We start from the raw sequence: 17,534 nt of genomic DNA, 5'->3' as shown, positions 1-17,534 counted from the left end.
GCGGCTATGCGGGGATCGCGATCCGCCACGACGTGATCTGGCTCGAACCCGCGCTGCCGGCCGAGGTCGATCGGCTCGCCTTCCCGTTGCACTTTCGTGGCCATCGCCTGAGCGTCGACATCGAGAAGCAGACCCTGACTGTCAGCGCCCCGCCCTCGCACCTGCCCGCCGTGCGCGTCGGCCACCACGGGACCGTGCACACCCTCCCCGCCGGCGGCAGCGTGGCCATCGGGCTCGAGGCGCACCAGGAGGTCCGGGCGGACCTCGACGACGGGGACGCGGACCCGTGGGGCTGAGGCCTGGGGCGGACGGGCGGGCGGGGCCGCGGGGCCCGGGGCGAGCGCGTAGCCTCGTCCTCGGCGTGAGGATCGCCGGGTGCCCCCAGCCTTGTCCCGAGGGCGTACCCGACCAGGCTCCTCACCGCCCGGGCCTCTAGCTCAATGGCAGAGCTGCGGACTTTTAATCCGTAGGTTGTGGGTTCGAGTCCCACGGGGCCCACTCGTGTGTTTGTGCAGTTCAAAGGCATGCGCGAGCGTCCAGCGGAGGCCCGGATCGGCCTTCGTCTGGGCTGCTAGTCCGCATCCAGTCCGCACTTGGCCCGGTGATAGCCCAGGGACAGCCCCAGGCACGACCACCTCAGACGGCGTCAGCGCTCCCCCAGCCAACGGCGCGAAGACCCCACGAGACGTCCCACCGCTCGCCGGGCTCGAGCCACCGCAAGCCGCGCCCAGAGTTCAATGCATCCGGCGCGGCCGTCATCGGCTCGATGGCAATCGCGCGGGCCGGTCCGGTCACTGGGTCGGGGAAGCAGTCGGTCACGTAGACCTGGAGATAGCCGAACGACGTATCTGTCCAGACCTGGACCGACCGGCCGTCCGGCGCGGTGAGCACGTGGCGATGCTCACCGTCGACGACAGCAAGCTGATGGAGGCATGCGTTGAGCTCGCGGCGGCCGAGCACCGGTCCCCCGCGCAGGTCTACGTTGCCGACCACGCTCTCGTCACGCACCGGGATGAGTGAGCCGTCAACGGGCAGGTGACGCGCGGCGTCGACCGTCAAGCGCAGGAGTTCGATGGGCACCTCACCCACCCGGACGTACGGGTGGAGGCCGAGTGCGACTGGCGCGGGAACCGCAGACCGGTTGTCGATGGAGTGCTCGATACGTGCCGAGTCATCCGCAACCGTGTAGGTGGTGTCCAGTGCGACCGTGAACGGGTAGCCGGTTCGCTGCTCGACGACAGTCGAGACCACCACGGCGTCGTCCCGCTGCGACATGACGACGACGGAGGCATCGAGCACGAGGCCGTGGTTCGCGTTGCTCAACTCAGGCTCGGTGACCTCGAGCTGGAGATCCTTCCCGCCATGGGTCCACCGGCCTCCGCGAACTCGGTTCGGCCAGGGGAAGAGAACCGCGCCGGAGCACATCGGCGCGGGGCCCTCGATGTCGTACGTCTGGACCAGCGGCTCACCGTCGAGCGTGAGGCTGTGGAGCCCGCCGCCGCGCAGATCGACCGTGGCGCGGAGGCTGCCGCTCGGCGAGGTGAGAGCGACCAGCCGGTCCGCACCCCGCCGGGCCGCTCCTGGCAGCCTCACTTGGGTAGCCCGACCCGCCGCTCCCCGTTGCGCACCTGCTGAATGATGACCGCCGAGACGAGGAGCGTCCCCTGGGCGAGGTTCTGCCAGAACGGGTTCACGCCGAGGAGCGACATGCCGTTCAGCAGGATCCCCAAGAGGATGACGGCAAGGATCGTCCCTCCGATGGAGCCCTTGCCACCCCGAAGAGCCACGCCACCGAGGGCGGCAGCTGTGATGGACTGGAACTCCAGACCTTCGGAGCCCGAGATGGGCTGACCCGAGCCGGTGCGCGCCGTGATGAGGATGCCGGCGAGTGCAGCGATCGTGCCGGCCAACGCGAACACCCCCAGGATGTAGCGGTTGATGTTGATGCCCGAGAGGCGCGCAGCCGTGTCGTTACCGCCGACGGCGTAGATGTTCCGGCCGACCTTCGTGTAGCTCAGCATCACGTGGATGAAGATCGCCACGATGATCAGCACGAGGATGAGCGTCGGCATGCCGAGCACGGTGCCCCGGGCGAGGAAGACGTAGAACGGGTCGGCTCCGGTGTACCCCTGCGCACGGCCGTTGGAGACCAGCTGAGCCACGCCCTTGAAGGCGATGAGCCCGGCGAGGGTCGCGATCATCGGGGTCACCCGACCGAAGACCACGACACAGCCGCTGATGACGCCGCAGACCGCACCGATCGCGAGGGCGCCGAGCACACTCGCGATCGAGCCGGCGTTCATGAAGATCATCGCCGACGTCACGGAGGCCAGCCCCGCGACGGAGCCGACCGACAGGTCGATCCCCCCCATGATGATGACCACGGTCTGGACCAAGGCCAGCAGGCCCGAGATCGTCACGGCCATCCCGATGGTCTTGATGTTGGACGCGAGGAAGAAGGCCGAGTTCTGCGACCCGATCGCGGCGGCCAGGGCGATGATCGCCGCGATGAGGCTGATGTTCTGCACACCGATCGCACGGAAGACCCGGGTGATCGGTCGCTCCCGCGTCCCGGCTAGAGCGATGGGCACGGCGTGTGCCGCGGTGGTGGTGGTGGTCACGGTCGGGCTCCTTCGGGAGACAGGTGATCGGCGATGGCGAGGGTGAGGATGCGCTCCTCTGTTGCATTCGCGTGGTGGAGCTCGCCGGTGACCCGGCCCTCCTGCATGACGACGATCCGGTCCGCGAGGCCGAGGACCTCTGGCAGCTCGGAGGAGATCACCAGCACCGCTACGCCCTTGGCTGCGAGGTCGTCGATGATCGCGTAGATCTCGGCCTTCGCCCCGACGTCCACCCCGCGGGTGGGTTCGTCCAGGACAAGGATGTCGGTCTGTCGTGCGAGCCAGCGCGCGAGAACGACCTTCTGCTGGTTCCCGCCCGACAGGTTCCCGACGAGCTGACTCATGGACGGCGTTCGGACTCGTAGCGCGGCGATGTACCGCTCGGCCAGCTGCCGCTCCTCTCGCCTGTTGACGAAGCCGAATCGGCTCAGCGTGTCGAGCACCGCTAAAGCGATGTTGTCGCGCACGGTCCGCACCATGATCAGGGCGTCCGCCTTGCGCTCCTCGGGGGCGAGCCCGATCCCCGCGGCGATGGCATCGGCGGGGCTGGTGAATCGGCGCGCCGACCCGTGCACCTTCAGAGCCCCGGAGGTGATCGGCCGGTCACCCGCGATGGCCAGAGCGAGCTCGGTGCGCCCGGCGCCGACGAGCCCGGCCAGCGCGACGACCTCGCCACGACGAACCGTGAGGCTGATGTCGGTGACATCGTCGGTGCTGACCGACTCCAGCTCCAGAGCAATCTCGCCGGGCTCCTGACGGTTCCGCTCGTACATCGCGGACAGGTCGCGGCCGACCATCATCCGGACGACCTCGCCGACGGAGGTCTCCGCGATGGCACGACTGCCGATGAGGGCCCCGTCGCGCAGAACGGTCACGGTGTCGGCTATGTCGAAGATCTCGCGCATCCGGTGCGAGACGTAGCCGACGGCGCGCCCCTCGTCTCGCAGCCGCGCGATCAGGTCGAAGAGCATCCGAGTCTCGGTGTCCGAGAGCGAGGACGTCGGCTCGTCGAAGCACACGATCTGCGGGTCGTCGATGAGGGCCCGAACGATCTCGACCATCTGGCGCTGGGCCGGCGACAGGTCGATCCCACGAGTGGTCGGGTCGAGGAATCGCTCGAAGCCGAACCGGGCCAGGTCCGCCGCGGCACGTTCCTGAAGGTCGCGCTGCGAGACGAAGCCGGCACGGGAGTGGAGCGCACCGACATAGATGTTCTCCGCGACGCTGACGAACGGGACGATCTCCGGCTCCTGGGCGATCACCCGAACGCCCGCTGCTCGCGAGTCGATCGGCGTCGCAAAGCTCACGGGACGCCCGTCGATCTCGAGCGTTCCCGCATCGGGCTGGTAATCGCCGGTGAGGATCTTGAGCAGGGTGGACTTACCCGCACCGTTCTCACCCATCAAGGCGGTCACCTGGCCGGCGGGCAGGAAGAGGTCGACGCCAGCCAGCGCCCGGACGCTGCCGAAGTTCTTGACGATTCCTCGGGCGTGCAGATCGGCCCGGGCATGGATGGAGGTCGGCGTCATTGCTGCTCCCTGAGGGGACGGAGGTGGGTGGTGAGGGACGGCGCCACGAGGAGATGGAACCGCCCCTCACCCGGACGTCAGGTGCAGACGACGCCTTCGGACTCCCAGTTCGTCGAGTCGACCATGTGAGTGTCCGCGATCGTCTCTGCCGGGAGGGCTACACCGTCACGGACCTGGGCGACCATGGCCTTGAGCGCGGCGCTGCCGACGTCGAAGCCGGAGATGAACAGCGCCGCCTTGTTGCCCGTGTCCTGGCCGGCAGCCCAGTCCTTGCACGTGAGGTACGCGCCGAGGCCGACGCCGATGATGTTCGCCGGCGCGATCCCCTGGTTCTGAAGTGCCGTGACCACGCCGGTCTCGGACTCGTCGTTGCAGCCCCACACGACCCAGTTCGTGACGGTCTGGTGCGCTGTCAGCACGGCGCCGGCCTTGTTGAGCGCGTCCGTGACGGAGTTATCCGTCCCGAGCTTGATGACCTCCGGAGCGTCCGAGGCGCCCTTCGAGAAGGAGTCGGCGGCACCATCCAGGCGCTGCACGCAGACCGAGAGGTCCTCCTTGCCCACGGCGATGATCTTGGTGTTGTCCGCGGTCCAGCCCGCCTGGGTGTAGAGCTCGGCAGCCTTGTCGCCGATGGCGTTGCCCATCGCTGTGCCGTTGAACCCGACGAACGGTGCCGCGGTGCCGTCGGCGGACGTGAGGCCGTCGTCGGACGCCAAGAGCGGGATGCCTGCCGCAGCGGCCGCGCTCATGACCTGCGGACCGATCGCCTGGTCAGGCGCGACCATGATGATGCCCCCCACCTTGCGGGCGATGGCGGCGTCGAGTTCGCTGATCGCCTTGTTGGCGTCGGTGCCGAGGTTGACCACCGTCACCGTGACATCGCCGAGCTCCTCGGCGGCCGCCTTGGCGCCGTCGGCCTCGTCGACGAAGTACTGCTGGTCGCCCTGCTTCTGCATGTAGACGATCTCGATCGGGCCAGTCGCAGCCGCGCCGGAAGCAGCAGCCGAGGGGGCCGCCTCCTCCTCCATGCCGGAGCTGCAGGCGCTCAGTGCGAGCATGAGGGCGGTCGCCGCGCCGGCGGCGACCCATCGGTTGGTGTGGGATGTCTTCATCGTCATCGCCATTCTCTCTGTTGCGGGGGTGTTGATCGGACGGACGTCGTCGAACGGTCGGGAAGGGTCGGTGCGGACGGCGCGGTCCGCGGACCGCCGGTCATCGCCTCGCCCCACTCACTGGGACAGCCACGAGCTCGCGCCGCAGGTCGAGGGCCCGCAGGCGACTGGGCTCGCGGAGGAGGACCTCGTCGACGAGCTCCCTTGCGGCTGCAGGCTCGCCGCGCAGCGCGAGCACCTGGGCGTCGAGGAGGGTCGCCGTGGTCGCCTGCACCGCGCCGAGGTCGTCCTCGAAGAGGAGGAGCCTGGGCAGCGAGGTCGCGAAGTAGTCCACTCCTGCGGTCGCGCCACGCAGCGACCGGGCGTGGTCCTCCAGACCGGCGATGAGCGCCTGCTCCCGTGCGTGGTCGCCGACCCGACGCGAGGCGAGCACCGAGTAGTAGGTCATCTCCGAGAAGGCCACGGGCGCCATTCCCTGGAAGTCGCCGGCAGATCTCGCAGCCAGGGACCACGCCTCACGAGCGGCCTCCGCGTCCCCCGCAGCGTCCAGGGCATCGCCCAGAAGCAGGTGGAGGTGCGAGCAGTTGGCGAGCAGGTGCCGCGCTTCCCCCAGGCTCGGGACCGGTGCGAGCGCCAGCTGCACGTGGCTGACGGCCCGTTCGGCGTCGCCGGCCTCGAGGGCGCCGCGGGCCAGGGCCAGCAGGGCCTCGTCCCAGGCCGAGAGCACCTGCCCCTCGCCGCCCTCCCATGGCTGGAATCTACGGCCACGCAAGATCTCGAGGGCCGCCTCGGCTCTGCCCGTTGCCGTCAGGAGCTGGGCCAGTTCCACGCTGAGGTCGTCGCGGGCGGCGACGGCGGCGGCCTCGGCCTCGAGAACGGAGAGCCGCGCCTCGGCGCTCGATCCGGAACGTTTGGCGAGCTGGTCGAGCTCGTAGACCAGCCGTGCGTCCTGCGGCGCGACAGCACGAGCCTTCTCATACAGAACCCGTGCCTGGACGGGGTCGTCCAGGACGTTGAACGCCGCGACCGCGAGATTCCGCCACACGACCGGGTCGGTGCCGTCCAGCGCCGCCGAACGGCGCCATGCCTCGATGGCGTCGTGGTGGCGGCGCTGGAAGTAGAGCCAGTGACCAAGAATCGCCCAGGCCCGCGGGTCATCCGGGTGAACGGCCAGGTGCGCCCGGAGCATGTCGACGTCGTCGAGCCGTGACGCGAGGCAGTGGGTGGCCGGAGCAGTACCGGCGAGCTCCCTCTCGCGCTGTGCCGCCTCGGCCTCGCCCGCGGCCTCGAAGATCCGGGCCGCGTGCAGGTGGACGATTGGCCGGACCTCGACCTGGCCGAGTGCCGGCTCGAGCTCGGCGGCAACCCGGAGCAGACGGATCGCGTCCGTCCACGCCCCGAGTGAGTCGTACTCCAGGGCCACATCCACCAGCGTCGGGGCGTCAGCACCGACCTCGCGACCCACGAGGTCCCGTGTCCATACGTCGAGCGGGTCGCGCTCGAGGGAACGCGCGAGGACCGCGTTCGCCTCATCGACCCGGCCCGCCCTGCGCAGGAGCACCGCTAGAGCCGCCCGGGCCTGGGTCTGGTCGGGGTCGGTGGCAGCCGCCGCATCCGCGTGCTCCAGCGCGGCAGAGTCGCGGCCCCGTGCCGCGTCGAGACGTGCCATCGCCAGATGAGCGGGCCCGCGCCACGCCTGGTTCCAGGTCGCCTTGCCCCACGCCTCGTAGGCTTCCTCCGGCCGACCCGTCCGTGCGAGCACCTGACCGAGGCGGAAGCTCGCCTCGCCGTCGCCCGGGTTGGTGTTGAGTCGTGTCTGCCGCGCGAGCGCGGCCCGCAGGTGCCCTTCTGCCTCCTCGTACTGCGCGGCACGGTAGCGCCGTGCTGCCAGGGCGAGGTGAGATCGGTAGTCGCCGGAGTCGCGCCGCAACGCCTCGAGCCAGTACGGCTCGGGCGAGCGCGTGGCATGCCGGTACTGCTCAAGATGGACGCCGACGAGGTAGAGCTCTTCGACCGTGTCGACAGCCTCCGGCGCAGGCGGCTCCTGGGCCGCTTCCGGCATGGCCGTCGCGGCGCTGAGGCGGGGGCGCCAACTGATGAGGACCTCTCTGTCGTGCTCGACGACCAGGGTGAGGTCCTCGGGTTGCCAGGAGTCGGCCAGGACCACCTCATGCATGATCGGCTGATCCGGGCCGCCGTCCGAGCTGTTCTGCCACACACTCATGCCATCGGGCGCCTGCAGCCGCAACTGGATCCCGGCGCGGTTGCGGGTCAGGGCCACCGCGACCCGCACGGCCGTCCCTCGTCCCAGCGGGCTCACGTCGAGACGCACGGCGGCCTCGAGGTTGGCCTGGTGCACCGGGCCCGTCTCCTGGATCGGGTACCAGTACTGGCTGAACGTCTTGGTCTCGCCGGGGGCGAGGAAGGTGAAGTCCGGCTGGTTGTCCGTGAAGACGCCGGCCATCAGCTCGACGTACGGCCCGTCGGTGTCGGTGAGGTTCGCGTCCCATGCCCTGCCAAAGGCCCCGTTCCCCCAGGTCCACTGCTTCTTTCCCGGCGCGACCAGGTGGTCGGCCCAGTGCACGAAGCCGGCGCGCCGGCCGTGGTCGTAGCCACCGAAGAAGTCGTCCTGCGTACCGATGCACATGTACGAGGTCGGCACGGGGATGTTGCGGTACCAGTCGATGCGGTCGCCGTCCGGGTGCTCGGCATTCTTGCGGATCGGGTAGTCGACGCCGTAGTACGGGCGGTCTGCCGCCGGGAACGCCGTGACTGCCCGCTTGGCATGGTCGGCGACAGCATGGACATCCGTCGGGAAGAACGACTGGTAGTCGTCATTCACCGCGGCAGCAACGTTGGCCCACCACAGGAAGGTCTGCACGTCGTCGGTCCGGTTGAACAGCCGGACGCGGAGCTCGATGACCGAGCTGTCCGCACGCAGGCGGATGCCGTGCATACCCTTCATCCGAGCGAAGGGGTCGTGGTCGGAGCACCAGACGGTCACGGCCCCGTCGGCCTCGTGCTCGATGGTCGCCTCAACCGGGAGGAAGGTGCCGGGACGGTGGTGCTGAGGCCAGTTGAACTCGACGCCACCTGAGAGCCACGGCCCTGCGAGCCCGACCAGCGCCGGCTTGATGACGTTGTTGCGGTAGAAGAAGTCGTAGCCGTTGCTCGTGTCCATCCCGACGTGGATGCGCCCACCGAGCTCGGGCAGGATCATCAGCCGGATCCACGGGTTCTCGAGGTGGATCGCGTCCCACGTGCGCGGGGCCTTGGTCGAGCTGATCCGCTCGTGGAAGGGCAGCGGATACACGCGTCCGGACGAGCCCTGGTACACGCGGTTCTCGAGGAAGGCCGGGTACCGGTCGGCCGCTTCGGGCAGGTACGTGTCGATCGTGACCGGCTGGCGCCATGCCGCAACTCCGCTTCCCTGCAGGTGCGCGGGAACGGGCGGGAGGTCGAGGTAGGACTCGTCATCGAGCATGCGGGAAACGCTAGGTCGCCGCAGCATCGTGCAGAATGGGCATTCTCCCGAGACACATGGACGAATCAATGATCAGCGCGACCGTCGGACAGCCGCGTCGGCCCGAGGGGTTCCCTGGGCAGCGGATGCGAGTGCTCCCCCGTCCTCTTGTCTCCAAGGCGATGGCCTCGTCCACGACGGCCGAGCTTCTCGTCACCGATGTGGGCTTCTTCCCCCGGGCCTCGTCCCACGGCCGCGCCCGGAAGAACGGGGCGGGTCAGCACATCGTCATCGTCTGCGCCGCCGGTCGGGGCACGTGCACGTTGCCCACCGGCGTGCACTCCGTTCGGGCGGGCCAGGCGTTGGCCATCCCCGCGGGGCTCCCGCACCGGTATGAAGCTGACTCAGATGACCCATGGACCATCTGGTGGATGCACCTGGTGGGGCGTCAGGTCCCGGACCTGTTGGCCACCATCGGCGCGACCCCGGAACAACCCGTCTTCGGACTCGGCGACCCCGCGCGCGTAGTGTCCCTCATCGACACGATCATTCGCCGGATGGAGCGCGACGAGACGATGGCGACACTTCTCGCCTCGTCTGGCGCGGCCTGGCACGCCATGGCGCTACTCGCAGCGGACCGGCGGACGATCAGTCGGCAGCAGGCCGACCCGATCGAGGCGACCATTGAGCATCTTCGGTCGAACGTCTCGACGCGGGTCTCGCTCGCCGAGCTCGCCGGGATGGCCGGGCTCAGCGTTTCCCACTACTCCGCACTGTTCCGTCGGGCCACCGGCTACGGCGCGCTCGAGTTCCAGACCCGGCTGCGCATGGGTGCCGCCCGCGAGCTCCTCGACACGACCGACCGCTCGATCGCGTCGGTCGCGTCGCAGGTCGGGTTCGCCGATCCGCTGTACTTCTCGCGCCAGTTCCACCGGATCCACGGAATCAGCCCGACCGAGTACCGGTCACACGACAAGGGCTGACAACCGGGTCTGTCCGTCACCTGTGAACCACTGCGGGTCGCCCGGCGCCGCGGGACGTCACCCGCCGTCGTCGACGACGACACGACCACCGAGCTACCGGTACACCACCTTGGCGGACTCCACTCCGCCCCGCCACCCGGGGTATTCCAGTGCCTGGAGGGTTCACTCGGCCGCGTCCTTGGCGCGGATCCTTGCGCTGGTCTGCCCGGCCGTCCCTTGGGTGTCACTGATGTGCTCCGTGAACGCGCGTGACGCGAGATGGTCTGCACTGAGGCGAAGGTGCAGTTCAGACGTGGTTTTTGATGGTCGCCGATGGCCCGTGCTGATGCCCGGACTGTTATTCCGTAGGTTGTCGGTTCGAATCCCACAGGGCCCACTGTCTCCCAGGCCAGCCCGCAACTCTCGACCTGCCCACCCGACCCGGAACGGCCCTGACCTCGGCCCGAGATCGGGCTCCCCGACCCCGCGCCACCCACGCAGACCCAGCCTCAGGCGGTGACGGCGTCCCTCTCGATCGGGCAGGACATGCACCGCGGTCCACCGCGGCCGCGCCCCAGCTCGGACCCGACGACGGGCACGACCTCGATGCCCTCGTCCGCCAGGAACTGGTTGGCGATCGTGTTGCGCTCGTACCCGAGGACCACCCCCGGCGAGACCGCCAGGTAGTTGTTCCCGTCGTCCCACTGCTCGCGCTGGGCTCCGGCCCGATCGATCGGGGTGCGCAGGACGCGGACCTTGTCGAGCCCGAGGGCCTCGGCCACCTCGGCGAAGAGGTCGGTGTGCTCCTCGATGTCGTAGTCGCCCTCGTCACCGCGGGGGGTGAGCGTGAACGACCGCAACGCCTCGGGCAGGTACGGGTAGACGGAGAACGCGTCGCGGTCGACCATCGTCATCGCCGTGTCCAGGTGCATGAACGCGCGGGCCTTGGGCAGCTCGACCACGATCACCTGGCGGACGTAGCCACCGGCGAACAGCAGGCGGGTCAGCGTCTCGATGCCTTGCGGCGACGTGCGCTGACCCATGCCGACCATGATCACGCCGTTGCCGATCACCAGCACGTCTCCACCCTCGACCGTGGCGGGCTCGTGCATGAGGGAGTCGTTGCCGTAGACGATGTCGAGCCCGGCGTCGGCGAACATGGGGTGGAAGTTGTAGACGACCTGGGAGTTGACCGTCTCGCGCGTCCGGGCGGCCATCGCCATCGGGTTGATGCTCAACGCGCGGTAGATCCAGGCGGAGTTGTCGCGCTGGTACAGGTGGTTGGGAAGCGGCGGCACCAGGAAGTCGTCCAGCTCGAGGGACTCCATCAGCAGGCTCGGGGTCCGGATGAACGGCATCACGTCGCGCTTGAGCACCCCTCCCACCAGGAGCGAGGACAGCGTGTCGGCCGGCGTCTGGCCGACGAGTCGTTCCAACGGCCGGTCCAGGCCCGGCCCGAAGCGGGTTGCCGTGGTCAGCCGCTCCCACAGGAACTGTCGGGCCCCCGGGGCGTCGAGCGCCGTGGCGAGCAGGTCGTGGAAGTAGTGCACGGTGACGTCGCGCTCGCGCAGCTGGCCGACGAACGCGTCGTGCTCCTCGCGCGCCCGGTCGGCCCACATCACGTCGTCGAAGAGGAGCTCGTTGACGTTGTCCGGGGTGAGCCGGGTGAGCTCCAGCCCGGGTCGGTGGACGATCACCTGGCGCAAGGCCCCGACCTCGGAATCGACCTGGAAGCCCATGCGCGTGTTCCCTTCGGTCCTCGGCCCGGGGCGTTGATCGGATCGCCGAGCCGATGAGCACGTCCCGCAGTAGCCGAAACCGTAGCGTCCTGCACGAGGTGGAGCAGGACGTGGGCACGACCTGTGTCGCGATCCGGTCGGGTCGGGGGTCCGGACGCGTCAGGTCAGCTGAACCAGCTCGGTGAGATCGTCGTCCGGCAGGGAGTCGACCACCGCCTCGACCGAGAGGTCGGTCAGGTTGGCCACCCCGCTCAGGGTGGTCATGAAGGCGGTGTCCGCCGCGTCGCGGCCGGTGGCGATGCGCAGCATGCTCGACCGCGGTGCCAGCGTGGTGGCATCGACCACGAACCACGCACCGTCCAGGAAGGCCTCGGCCACGGCGTGGAAGTCCATCGGGCTCAGCCCCGGAGCGTAGACCGCTGCCACCCGGGCGGGAACGTTGCGCGCGCGCAGCAGGGTGACGACCAGGTGGGCGAAGTCGCGGCACACGCCTGCGCGGGCCAAGAAGGTGTCGACCGCGCCGTCGGTCGGTCGGCTCCAGCCGCTGACGTACCTCAGCTGGCGACCGACCCAGCTGCTCACGGCGTCCAGCAGAGGCTTGCCCGCCAGGGACCCGAACTCGGCCAGGGCGACGGCGGCCATGGTGTCGGAGTCGCAGTAGCGGCTCGGGCGGGTGTAGGTGATCCGATCCAGGGCAGACACCGGCTCGACGGGCGCTGCACCACGAACCGTTGCGCTGTAGTCGACCTGGAGGTCGCCCACCGGGAGCCGGCACACGTGCAGCCGGGTGCCGGCATCGGCGGAGATCTCCGTCACCTCGACCGGACGGCCGTCGACGGTGACCCTGAGCTCCTCGCTCAGCTGCGGACCGTGGGCCACTGTGACGGCGAGCACCACCTCGGCGGACTCACCGACCCGCCCCGTGAGGTGTGCTGCTACCGCTCGCTCCATGGTGCGCAAGCCTGCCACGGCGCCCTCGGCCTGCGGGCGGCGGAGCGGGCGGCTCCGCACCCGGCGGACTTCGCGATGGAGGCCACCGAGGCGTCCGGGCGGGTCAGGGGGCAGTCAGGGCGCGCTCAGGGCAGAAGTCGCTGGTGCGCGCGGTCGAGCGCGTAGCGCACCGCGCCCGTGGCGACCGCCTGGCTCCCGAGAGCGGAGCGCACGAGCCTCGGCGGTTCGCTCTGCATGAGCGGCGCCAGCCGGAGCCGGACGGGCTCGAGGAGCGCCTCGGCGTCGCGCGGCACGTCACAGGCCAGCACGACGATCTCCGGGTCGAGCATCGTGGCCACGACGGCGATCACCCGCGACAGCCGGTCCGCCACGGCGTCGACGATCCCCTGGGCCACCGGGTCACCGTCGCCGGCGGCGACGAAGACGGCGTCGGCCACCCGCGCGCGACGGCCTCGCTCGGGTGAGGTCGCGAGGTCGTCGTCGGACGGCGCCGGCGCGATCCTCGCCCGGTCCGCATCGCCGACCTCCTCGAGGAGCCTCTCGACGAGGGGCACGACCCCGCGCGTCCCCCGCACGCCTGCGAGGAGGGTCATGAACTCCAGCTGGCCGGCGAAACCCGAGCCGCCCCGGATGATGCGACCCTCGTCGATGATCCCCGCCCCGAGCCGCTCCTCGACGAGCAGGAGGATCACACCGTCGGCCCCCTGGGCGACGCCGCGCCACCGTTCGCCGACGACGGCGAGGTTGGCGTCGTTGTCGGCGAGCACCGACCAGCTCCGCCCGGAGCCGAACGCCTCGATCACGTTCGTCCCCGGGAGGCCGGGCACCCGGGTGGCACTGCCGGCGACGCCCGCACGGTCGACAGGCGCCGGGACCCCGACGGCCACGGTCCCGACGAGTCCGGGATCGACCCCCGCCTCGATCACCAGGTCGTCGATGATCCGCTGTGCGTCGTGGACGAGCTCCTCGACCGGGCGAGCAGGGCCAGGGCTCTCCACCGAGGCGGAGGCGACGACGTCCCCCCGCAGGTCGCAGAGCTGGGCGACGATCCACTCGGGCCCGAGATCGACGCCGACGACGAAGCCTGCACGTCCGTTGAACGCGAAGGTCCGCGAGCGCCGCCCCACCCCCGTCGCCGACCGCGGCGCCGTGGGCTCCTGCTCGATCACCAGACCGAGGGTGATGAGCTCGTCGCACAACGCGTGCACGCTCTGCCGCGACAGGCCGGTACCGGCGATCAGGTCGGACGCCGTCGTCGGACCCTCTGCCTCCCGCAGGACCTCGAGGACCCGTCCCAGGTTGTGGCGTCGCTGCCGCAGCGGCACCCCGACGACTCCCTCGGCGGTGCTCACGGGCACGACCTCCCTCGGGACATGGACGGGTATCCGGCGCACGCAGCCTAGTGGGCCGCACCGGCCACAGGGGTCGAACCTCGCCACCGCCGCCGGCACCCGGCACCTGCGCCATGGGCCTGTCGGCCCGCCGGCAGCACGCGACGGGGACCTTGTGCCTGAGCGTTCGCCATGTAATGATTCCAGCCATAGATCTATCCGGTTGCGATGGCGGACCGATAGATGCCGAGACCAGGGCTCGAGGACGTCCGACACTGGGGTGGCGGCGGCAAGGCTGCCGGAGTCGTCACTCCCGCGTCGACGAGGAGAGTCCGCACCGTGCCAGCCAGGCCGGGCCTCCAGCGACCCACCAGGGTCGCGAAGGATGCGCAGGGCCACCGAGTGAGGGAGACCAGCCATGAGCCCGGAGCCGTACCAGGATGCATCGTTGCCGATCGAGGTCCGACTGGACGACCTGGTCGGCCGGATGACGGTGGCGGAGAAGGTCGGGCAGATGATGCAGCTCGACGCGAACCGCGCCGACCTGCCCGCCCTCATCTCCGGACAGCTCGTCGGCTCGCTCCTGCACATCGGCGGTCGGATGGGCGAGGCCATCGACCTGGCCGCCGGCACCCGGCTGGGCATCCCGCTGCTGACGGCGGACGACTGCATCCACGGCCACTCCTTCTGGCCGGGAGCGACGATCTTCGGGACCCAGCTGGCCATGGCCTGCTCCTGGGACGCCGAGCTGGTGGAGCGGGCCGCACGCGCGGCAGCGGTGGAGATCGCCGCGACCGGGATCCACTGGACCTTCTCCCCCGTGCTCTGCATCACCCGTGACCTGCGCTGGGGCCGGGTGGACGAGACCTTCGGCGAGGACCCGACCCTCATCGGCGAGCTGGGCGCGGCCATGATCCGTGGCTACCAGGGCGAGGGCCTCGACGACCCCACGGCGGTCCTTGCCTGCGCGAAGCACTTCGCCGGGTACTCCGAGACCCAGGGCGGCCGCGACGCGAGCGAGTCCGACCTCAGCCCCCGCAAGCTGCGCTCATGGTTCCTGCCGCCCTTCGAGCGTGCCGTGCGCGAGGGTTGCCGCACCTTCATGCTCGGCTACCAGTCGATGGACGGCGTGCCGACCACCGCGAACCAGTGGCTGCTGTCCGACGTCCTCAAGGGCGAGTGGGGCTTCACCGGGACGCTCATCACCGACTGGGACAACGTCGGGCGGATGGTCTGGGAGCAGAAGGTCTGCGCCGACCACGTCGAGGCGGCCGCTGTCGCCGTCCGGGCAGGGAACGACCTGGTCATGACGACGCCCGAGTTCTTCGAGGGTGCGCAGCAGGCCGTCGCGACCGGCCGGCTCGCCGAGGCCGAGCTCGACGCGGCCGTGCGGCGCATCCTGCGGCTCAAGTTCGAGCTGGGTCTCTTCGAGAACCCGCGGGGCCCGGACGAGGCCCGGCAGGCCGAGGTGATCGGTTGCGCCGAGCACCGCGCGCTCAACCTCGAGCTCGCCCGGCGTTCGGCGGTGCTGCTGACCAACGACGGGACGCTGCCCCTCGCCGGTGGGCTCGAGGCCGGCACCGACGGCCGCGCCGTCGCGAGCGGCCCGGCCCGCACGATCGCGGTGGTCGGGCCGAACGCCGACGACCCGCACGTGACGCTCGGCGACTGGGCAGGCTCGTCCGGGCAGGTCGCGTGGATGCCCGACGGGCACCCCCGGGAGACCGTGCAGACGGTGCTCGACGGGTTCCGCGCCGTCGCCCCCGAGAGCTGGACCGTCACGCACGCGCGCGGCGCCGACATCGAGGTCCTGGTGCCCGACCCGGCCGGCGAGTTCTGGCAGGACGGCGGCCCGCGCGCGCCCGTCTCCTCGCCCGCTCCTGTCGACCCCGCGATGCTGGCCGAGGCTGTCGCCGCCGCGGAGGCGGCGGACTGGGTGGTCGCCGTCCTCGGCGACACGATCGCCCTGACCGGTGAGACGCGTTCGACGGCCACCCTCGAGCTCCAGGGCGCCCAGATCGCCCTGCTCGACGCCCTCGTCGCGACCGACACCCCGGTCGTCCTCGTGCTCGTCCAGGGCAAGCCCTCGACCCTCCCGCCCTCGGCCATGAAGGCGGCGGCGATCATCGAGGCGTTCAACCCCGGGATGCGCGGCGGTCAGGCCGTGGCCGAGGTGGTCCTGGGTCTCGTCGAGCCCTCCGGACGCCTGCCGCTGTCGATCCCCCGGCACGTGGGCCAGCAGCCGGTCTTCTACAACCAGGTCCGTGGCCAGCACGGCGAACGGTACGCCGACCTGCCGCAGGACCCTCAGTTCGTCTTCGGCGAAGGACTCTCCTACACGCGCGTCGAGTACAGCGGCCTGCGCGTGCAGGACGAGGTCGTCGCGCCGGACGGGGTCGTCCGCGCCGAGGTCACCCTGACGAACACGGGGACCCGCCCGGCGCTCGAGACGGTCCAGGCCTACATCAGCGACCTCGTCACCAGCGCGACCTGGGCGGACAAGGAGCTCAAGGCGTGGCTCCAGGCCGAGGTCGCACCCGGCCAGGCCGTGACGGTCACCCTCGAGGTGCCCGCCGCCTCGTGCTCGATCGTCACCTCCGCCGGGCGCCGTGTCGTCGAGCCCGGGGCCTTCGAGCTCCTCGTCGGGCCGAGCTCGCGCCCGCGGGACCTGCTCACGGCCGCCTTCGAGATCACGGCGTAGCTCCGCCCCCTCCCGACGACCCACACCTCGAACCCACCGCCGCGCGTGATGGCCCGGCGGCATGGGGAAGAAGGCCGGAGTGGCTGGCCGCGGCCCGGCGCGGCACAGCCCGGCGGGTGGGTCGGGGGTCCTCATCGGACCGGCGATCGCCGCTCCGCATCCGTGTCAGGTGCAGGCTGGACCTCGGCGACGGCCCGAGTCAATCCCTTCACGGACCCGGCAGTCCCGGTCACGCCCCTGCCTGGGTACGCGACACTGTCACCTGCCCGAACCCCGAACCAGGACGGACCCATGTCGACTCACGCGCCGAGTGCCCCGATCGCCAACCCCGCACCGTTGGGCCTCGTGGGCTTCGGGATGACCACCGTCCTGCTCAACCTGCACAACGCGGGCATCCTGCCGATGTCCGTGGTCATCGTCGCCATGGGCCTGGCCCTCGGCGGGCTGGCCCAGATCATCGCGGGGCTGATGGAGTTCCGGGTCGGCAACGCCTTCGGCGCGACGGCGTTCACCGCCTACGGGCTCTTCTGGTGGTCGCTGGTCGTGATCGTCGTCAACCCGGTCGAGTCGGCCGTCGGGGCTGCGGACCCGACGAGCATGGGCTTCTACCTGCTGCTCTGGGCGGTGTTCACGCTCGGCATGTTCGTCATCACCTTGAGGCACAACCGGATCACCCAGGCGGTGTTCCTCACCCTGACCGTGCTCTTCGCGCTGCTCGCGCTGGGGGACTTCACCGGATCCGCGGCCATCACGACCCTCGCCGGCTGGGAGGGCATCCTCTGCGGGCTCCTCGCCCTGTACGGGGGGCTCGCCCAGCTCGTCAACGGCGAGCTCGGACGTGAGGCCCTGCCGCTCGGGACGGCCCGGCGCGTGGAGGCCTGACCCAGGGGCGTCGCCCTGGCCCCTCGGGGCACCCAGCGCCCCTCAGGCACCCGGCGCCCCTCGGGCACCCGGCAGCCCTCAGGCGACCGGCACCCCTCAGGCGACCGGCACCCCTCAGGCGACCGGCACCCCTCAGGCGACCGGCACCGTGACGACGCAGTTCCGCCCGGAGCTCTTGGCCTCTCGCAGCGCGGCGTCCGCGGCCTCGAAGACCCGTCTCGTCGCACCCGGTGCGACATCGTC

Annotated in this window: 12 protein-coding genes and 1 tRNA gene; 5 read left to right on the top strand and 8 right to left on the bottom strand. The window is 70.5% G+C overall.

Annotated features, from left to right (window positions below):
* Both ABWK99_RS04535 and ABWK99_RS04530 read left to right on the top strand, forming a co-directional pair.
* On the top strand, positions 1-296 hold a 296-nt coding region (locus tag ABWK99_RS04535), incomplete at its 5' end, for a glycosyl hydrolase family 65 protein (protein ID WP_372593509.1).
* Positions 297-426: 130 nt separating this feature from the next.
* A tRNA-Lys gene (locus ABWK99_RS04530) sits at positions 427-498 on the top strand.
* 138 nt (positions 499-636) lie between these two features.
* Here ABWK99_RS04530 and ABWK99_RS04525 read toward each other — a convergent pair.
* The 5 genes from ABWK99_RS04525 to ABWK99_RS04505 form a co-directional block, all read right to left on the bottom strand.
* The gene (locus tag ABWK99_RS04525; protein WP_372593508.1) at positions 637-1,593 is read right to left on the bottom strand and encodes an aldose 1-epimerase family protein; all 957 of its coding nucleotides are present in this window, start codon (positions 1,591-1,593) and stop codon (positions 637-639) included.
* Entirely contained in the window at positions 1,590-2,621 is a 1,032-nt protein-coding gene (locus tag ABWK99_RS04520; protein ID WP_372593507.1) for an ABC transporter permease, read from the bottom strand. The genes ABWK99_RS04525 and ABWK99_RS04520 overlap by 4 nt, the downstream gene beginning before the upstream one ends.
* Positions 2,618-4,150, bottom strand: coding sequence for a sugar ABC transporter ATP-binding protein (locus tag ABWK99_RS04515; protein WP_372593506.1), 1,533 nt, complete (start codon positions 4,148-4,150; stop codon positions 2,618-2,620). Before ABWK99_RS04515 ends, ABWK99_RS04520 begins: the two co-directional genes overlap by 4 nt.
* Before the next feature lie 77 nt (positions 4,151-4,227).
* Positions 4,228-5,268: a substrate-binding domain-containing protein gene (locus ABWK99_RS04510; RefSeq protein ID WP_372593505.1), complete on the bottom strand. Its 1,041-nt coding sequence runs from the start codon at positions 5,266-5,268 to the stop codon at positions 4,228-4,230.
* Between the two features lie 94 nt (positions 5,269-5,362).
* On the bottom strand, positions 5,363-8,746 hold the full coding sequence (locus ABWK99_RS04505; RefSeq protein ID WP_372593504.1) for a DUF5107 domain-containing protein: 3,384 nt from the start codon (positions 8,744-8,746) through the stop codon (positions 5,363-5,365).
* A gap of 35 nt (positions 8,747-8,781) precedes the next feature.
* Here ABWK99_RS04505 and ABWK99_RS04500 point away from each other — a divergent pair, with 35 nt between their 5' ends.
* A complete protein-coding gene (locus ABWK99_RS04500; RefSeq protein WP_372593503.1) occupies positions 8,782-9,708 on the top strand; it encodes a helix-turn-helix domain-containing protein in 927 nt (308 codons plus the stop codon).
* A 488-nt stretch (positions 9,709-10,196) separates the two neighbouring features.
* On the opposite strand, the gene ABWK99_RS04495 is transcribed toward ABWK99_RS04500, so the two are convergent.
* From ABWK99_RS04495 to ABWK99_RS04485, 3 genes are all read right to left on the bottom strand, one after another.
* Positions 10,197-11,426, bottom strand: a complete 1,230-nt coding sequence (locus tag ABWK99_RS04495) for an arginine deiminase (RefSeq protein ID WP_372593502.1) — start codon at positions 11,424-11,426, stop codon at positions 10,197-10,199.
* A 159-nt stretch (positions 11,427-11,585) separates the two neighbouring features.
* Positions 11,586-12,377, bottom strand: a complete 792-nt coding sequence (locus ABWK99_RS04490; RefSeq protein ID WP_372593501.1) for a transglutaminase family protein — start codon at positions 12,375-12,377, stop codon at positions 11,586-11,588.
* Positions 12,378-12,502: 125 nt separating this feature from the next.
* Positions 12,503-13,729 carry an ROK family protein gene (locus ABWK99_RS04485; protein ID WP_372593500.1) on the bottom strand — a complete coding sequence of 409 codons (1,227 nt, stop codon included), beginning with the start codon at positions 13,727-13,729 and terminating at the stop codon, positions 12,503-12,505.
* Between the two features lie 397 nt (positions 13,730-14,126).
* Between ABWK99_RS04485 and ABWK99_RS04480 the strand changes: the two genes are divergently transcribed.
* Positions 14,127-16,409 (top strand): glycoside hydrolase family 3 N-terminal domain-containing protein, encoded by a 2,283-nt coding sequence (locus ABWK99_RS04480; RefSeq protein WP_372593499.1) that lies wholly within the window; start codon positions 14,127-14,129, stop codon positions 16,407-16,409.
* Between the two features lie 291 nt (positions 16,410-16,700).
* Positions 16,701-17,291, top strand: coding sequence for an acetate uptake transporter (locus tag ABWK99_RS04475; RefSeq protein WP_372593498.1), 591 nt, complete (start codon positions 16,701-16,703; stop codon positions 17,289-17,291).
* The last annotated feature ends 243 nt before the right edge of the window (positions 17,292-17,534 follow it).

It is taken from the genome of Actinotalea sp. (assembly GCF_041597215.1).
GTDB lineage: Bacteria > Actinomycetota > Actinomycetes > Actinomycetales > Cellulomonadaceae > Actinotalea.
The sequence above is the reverse complement of the archived record's forward strand: the minus strand, read 5'-3'. Positions and strand labels throughout refer to the sequence as shown.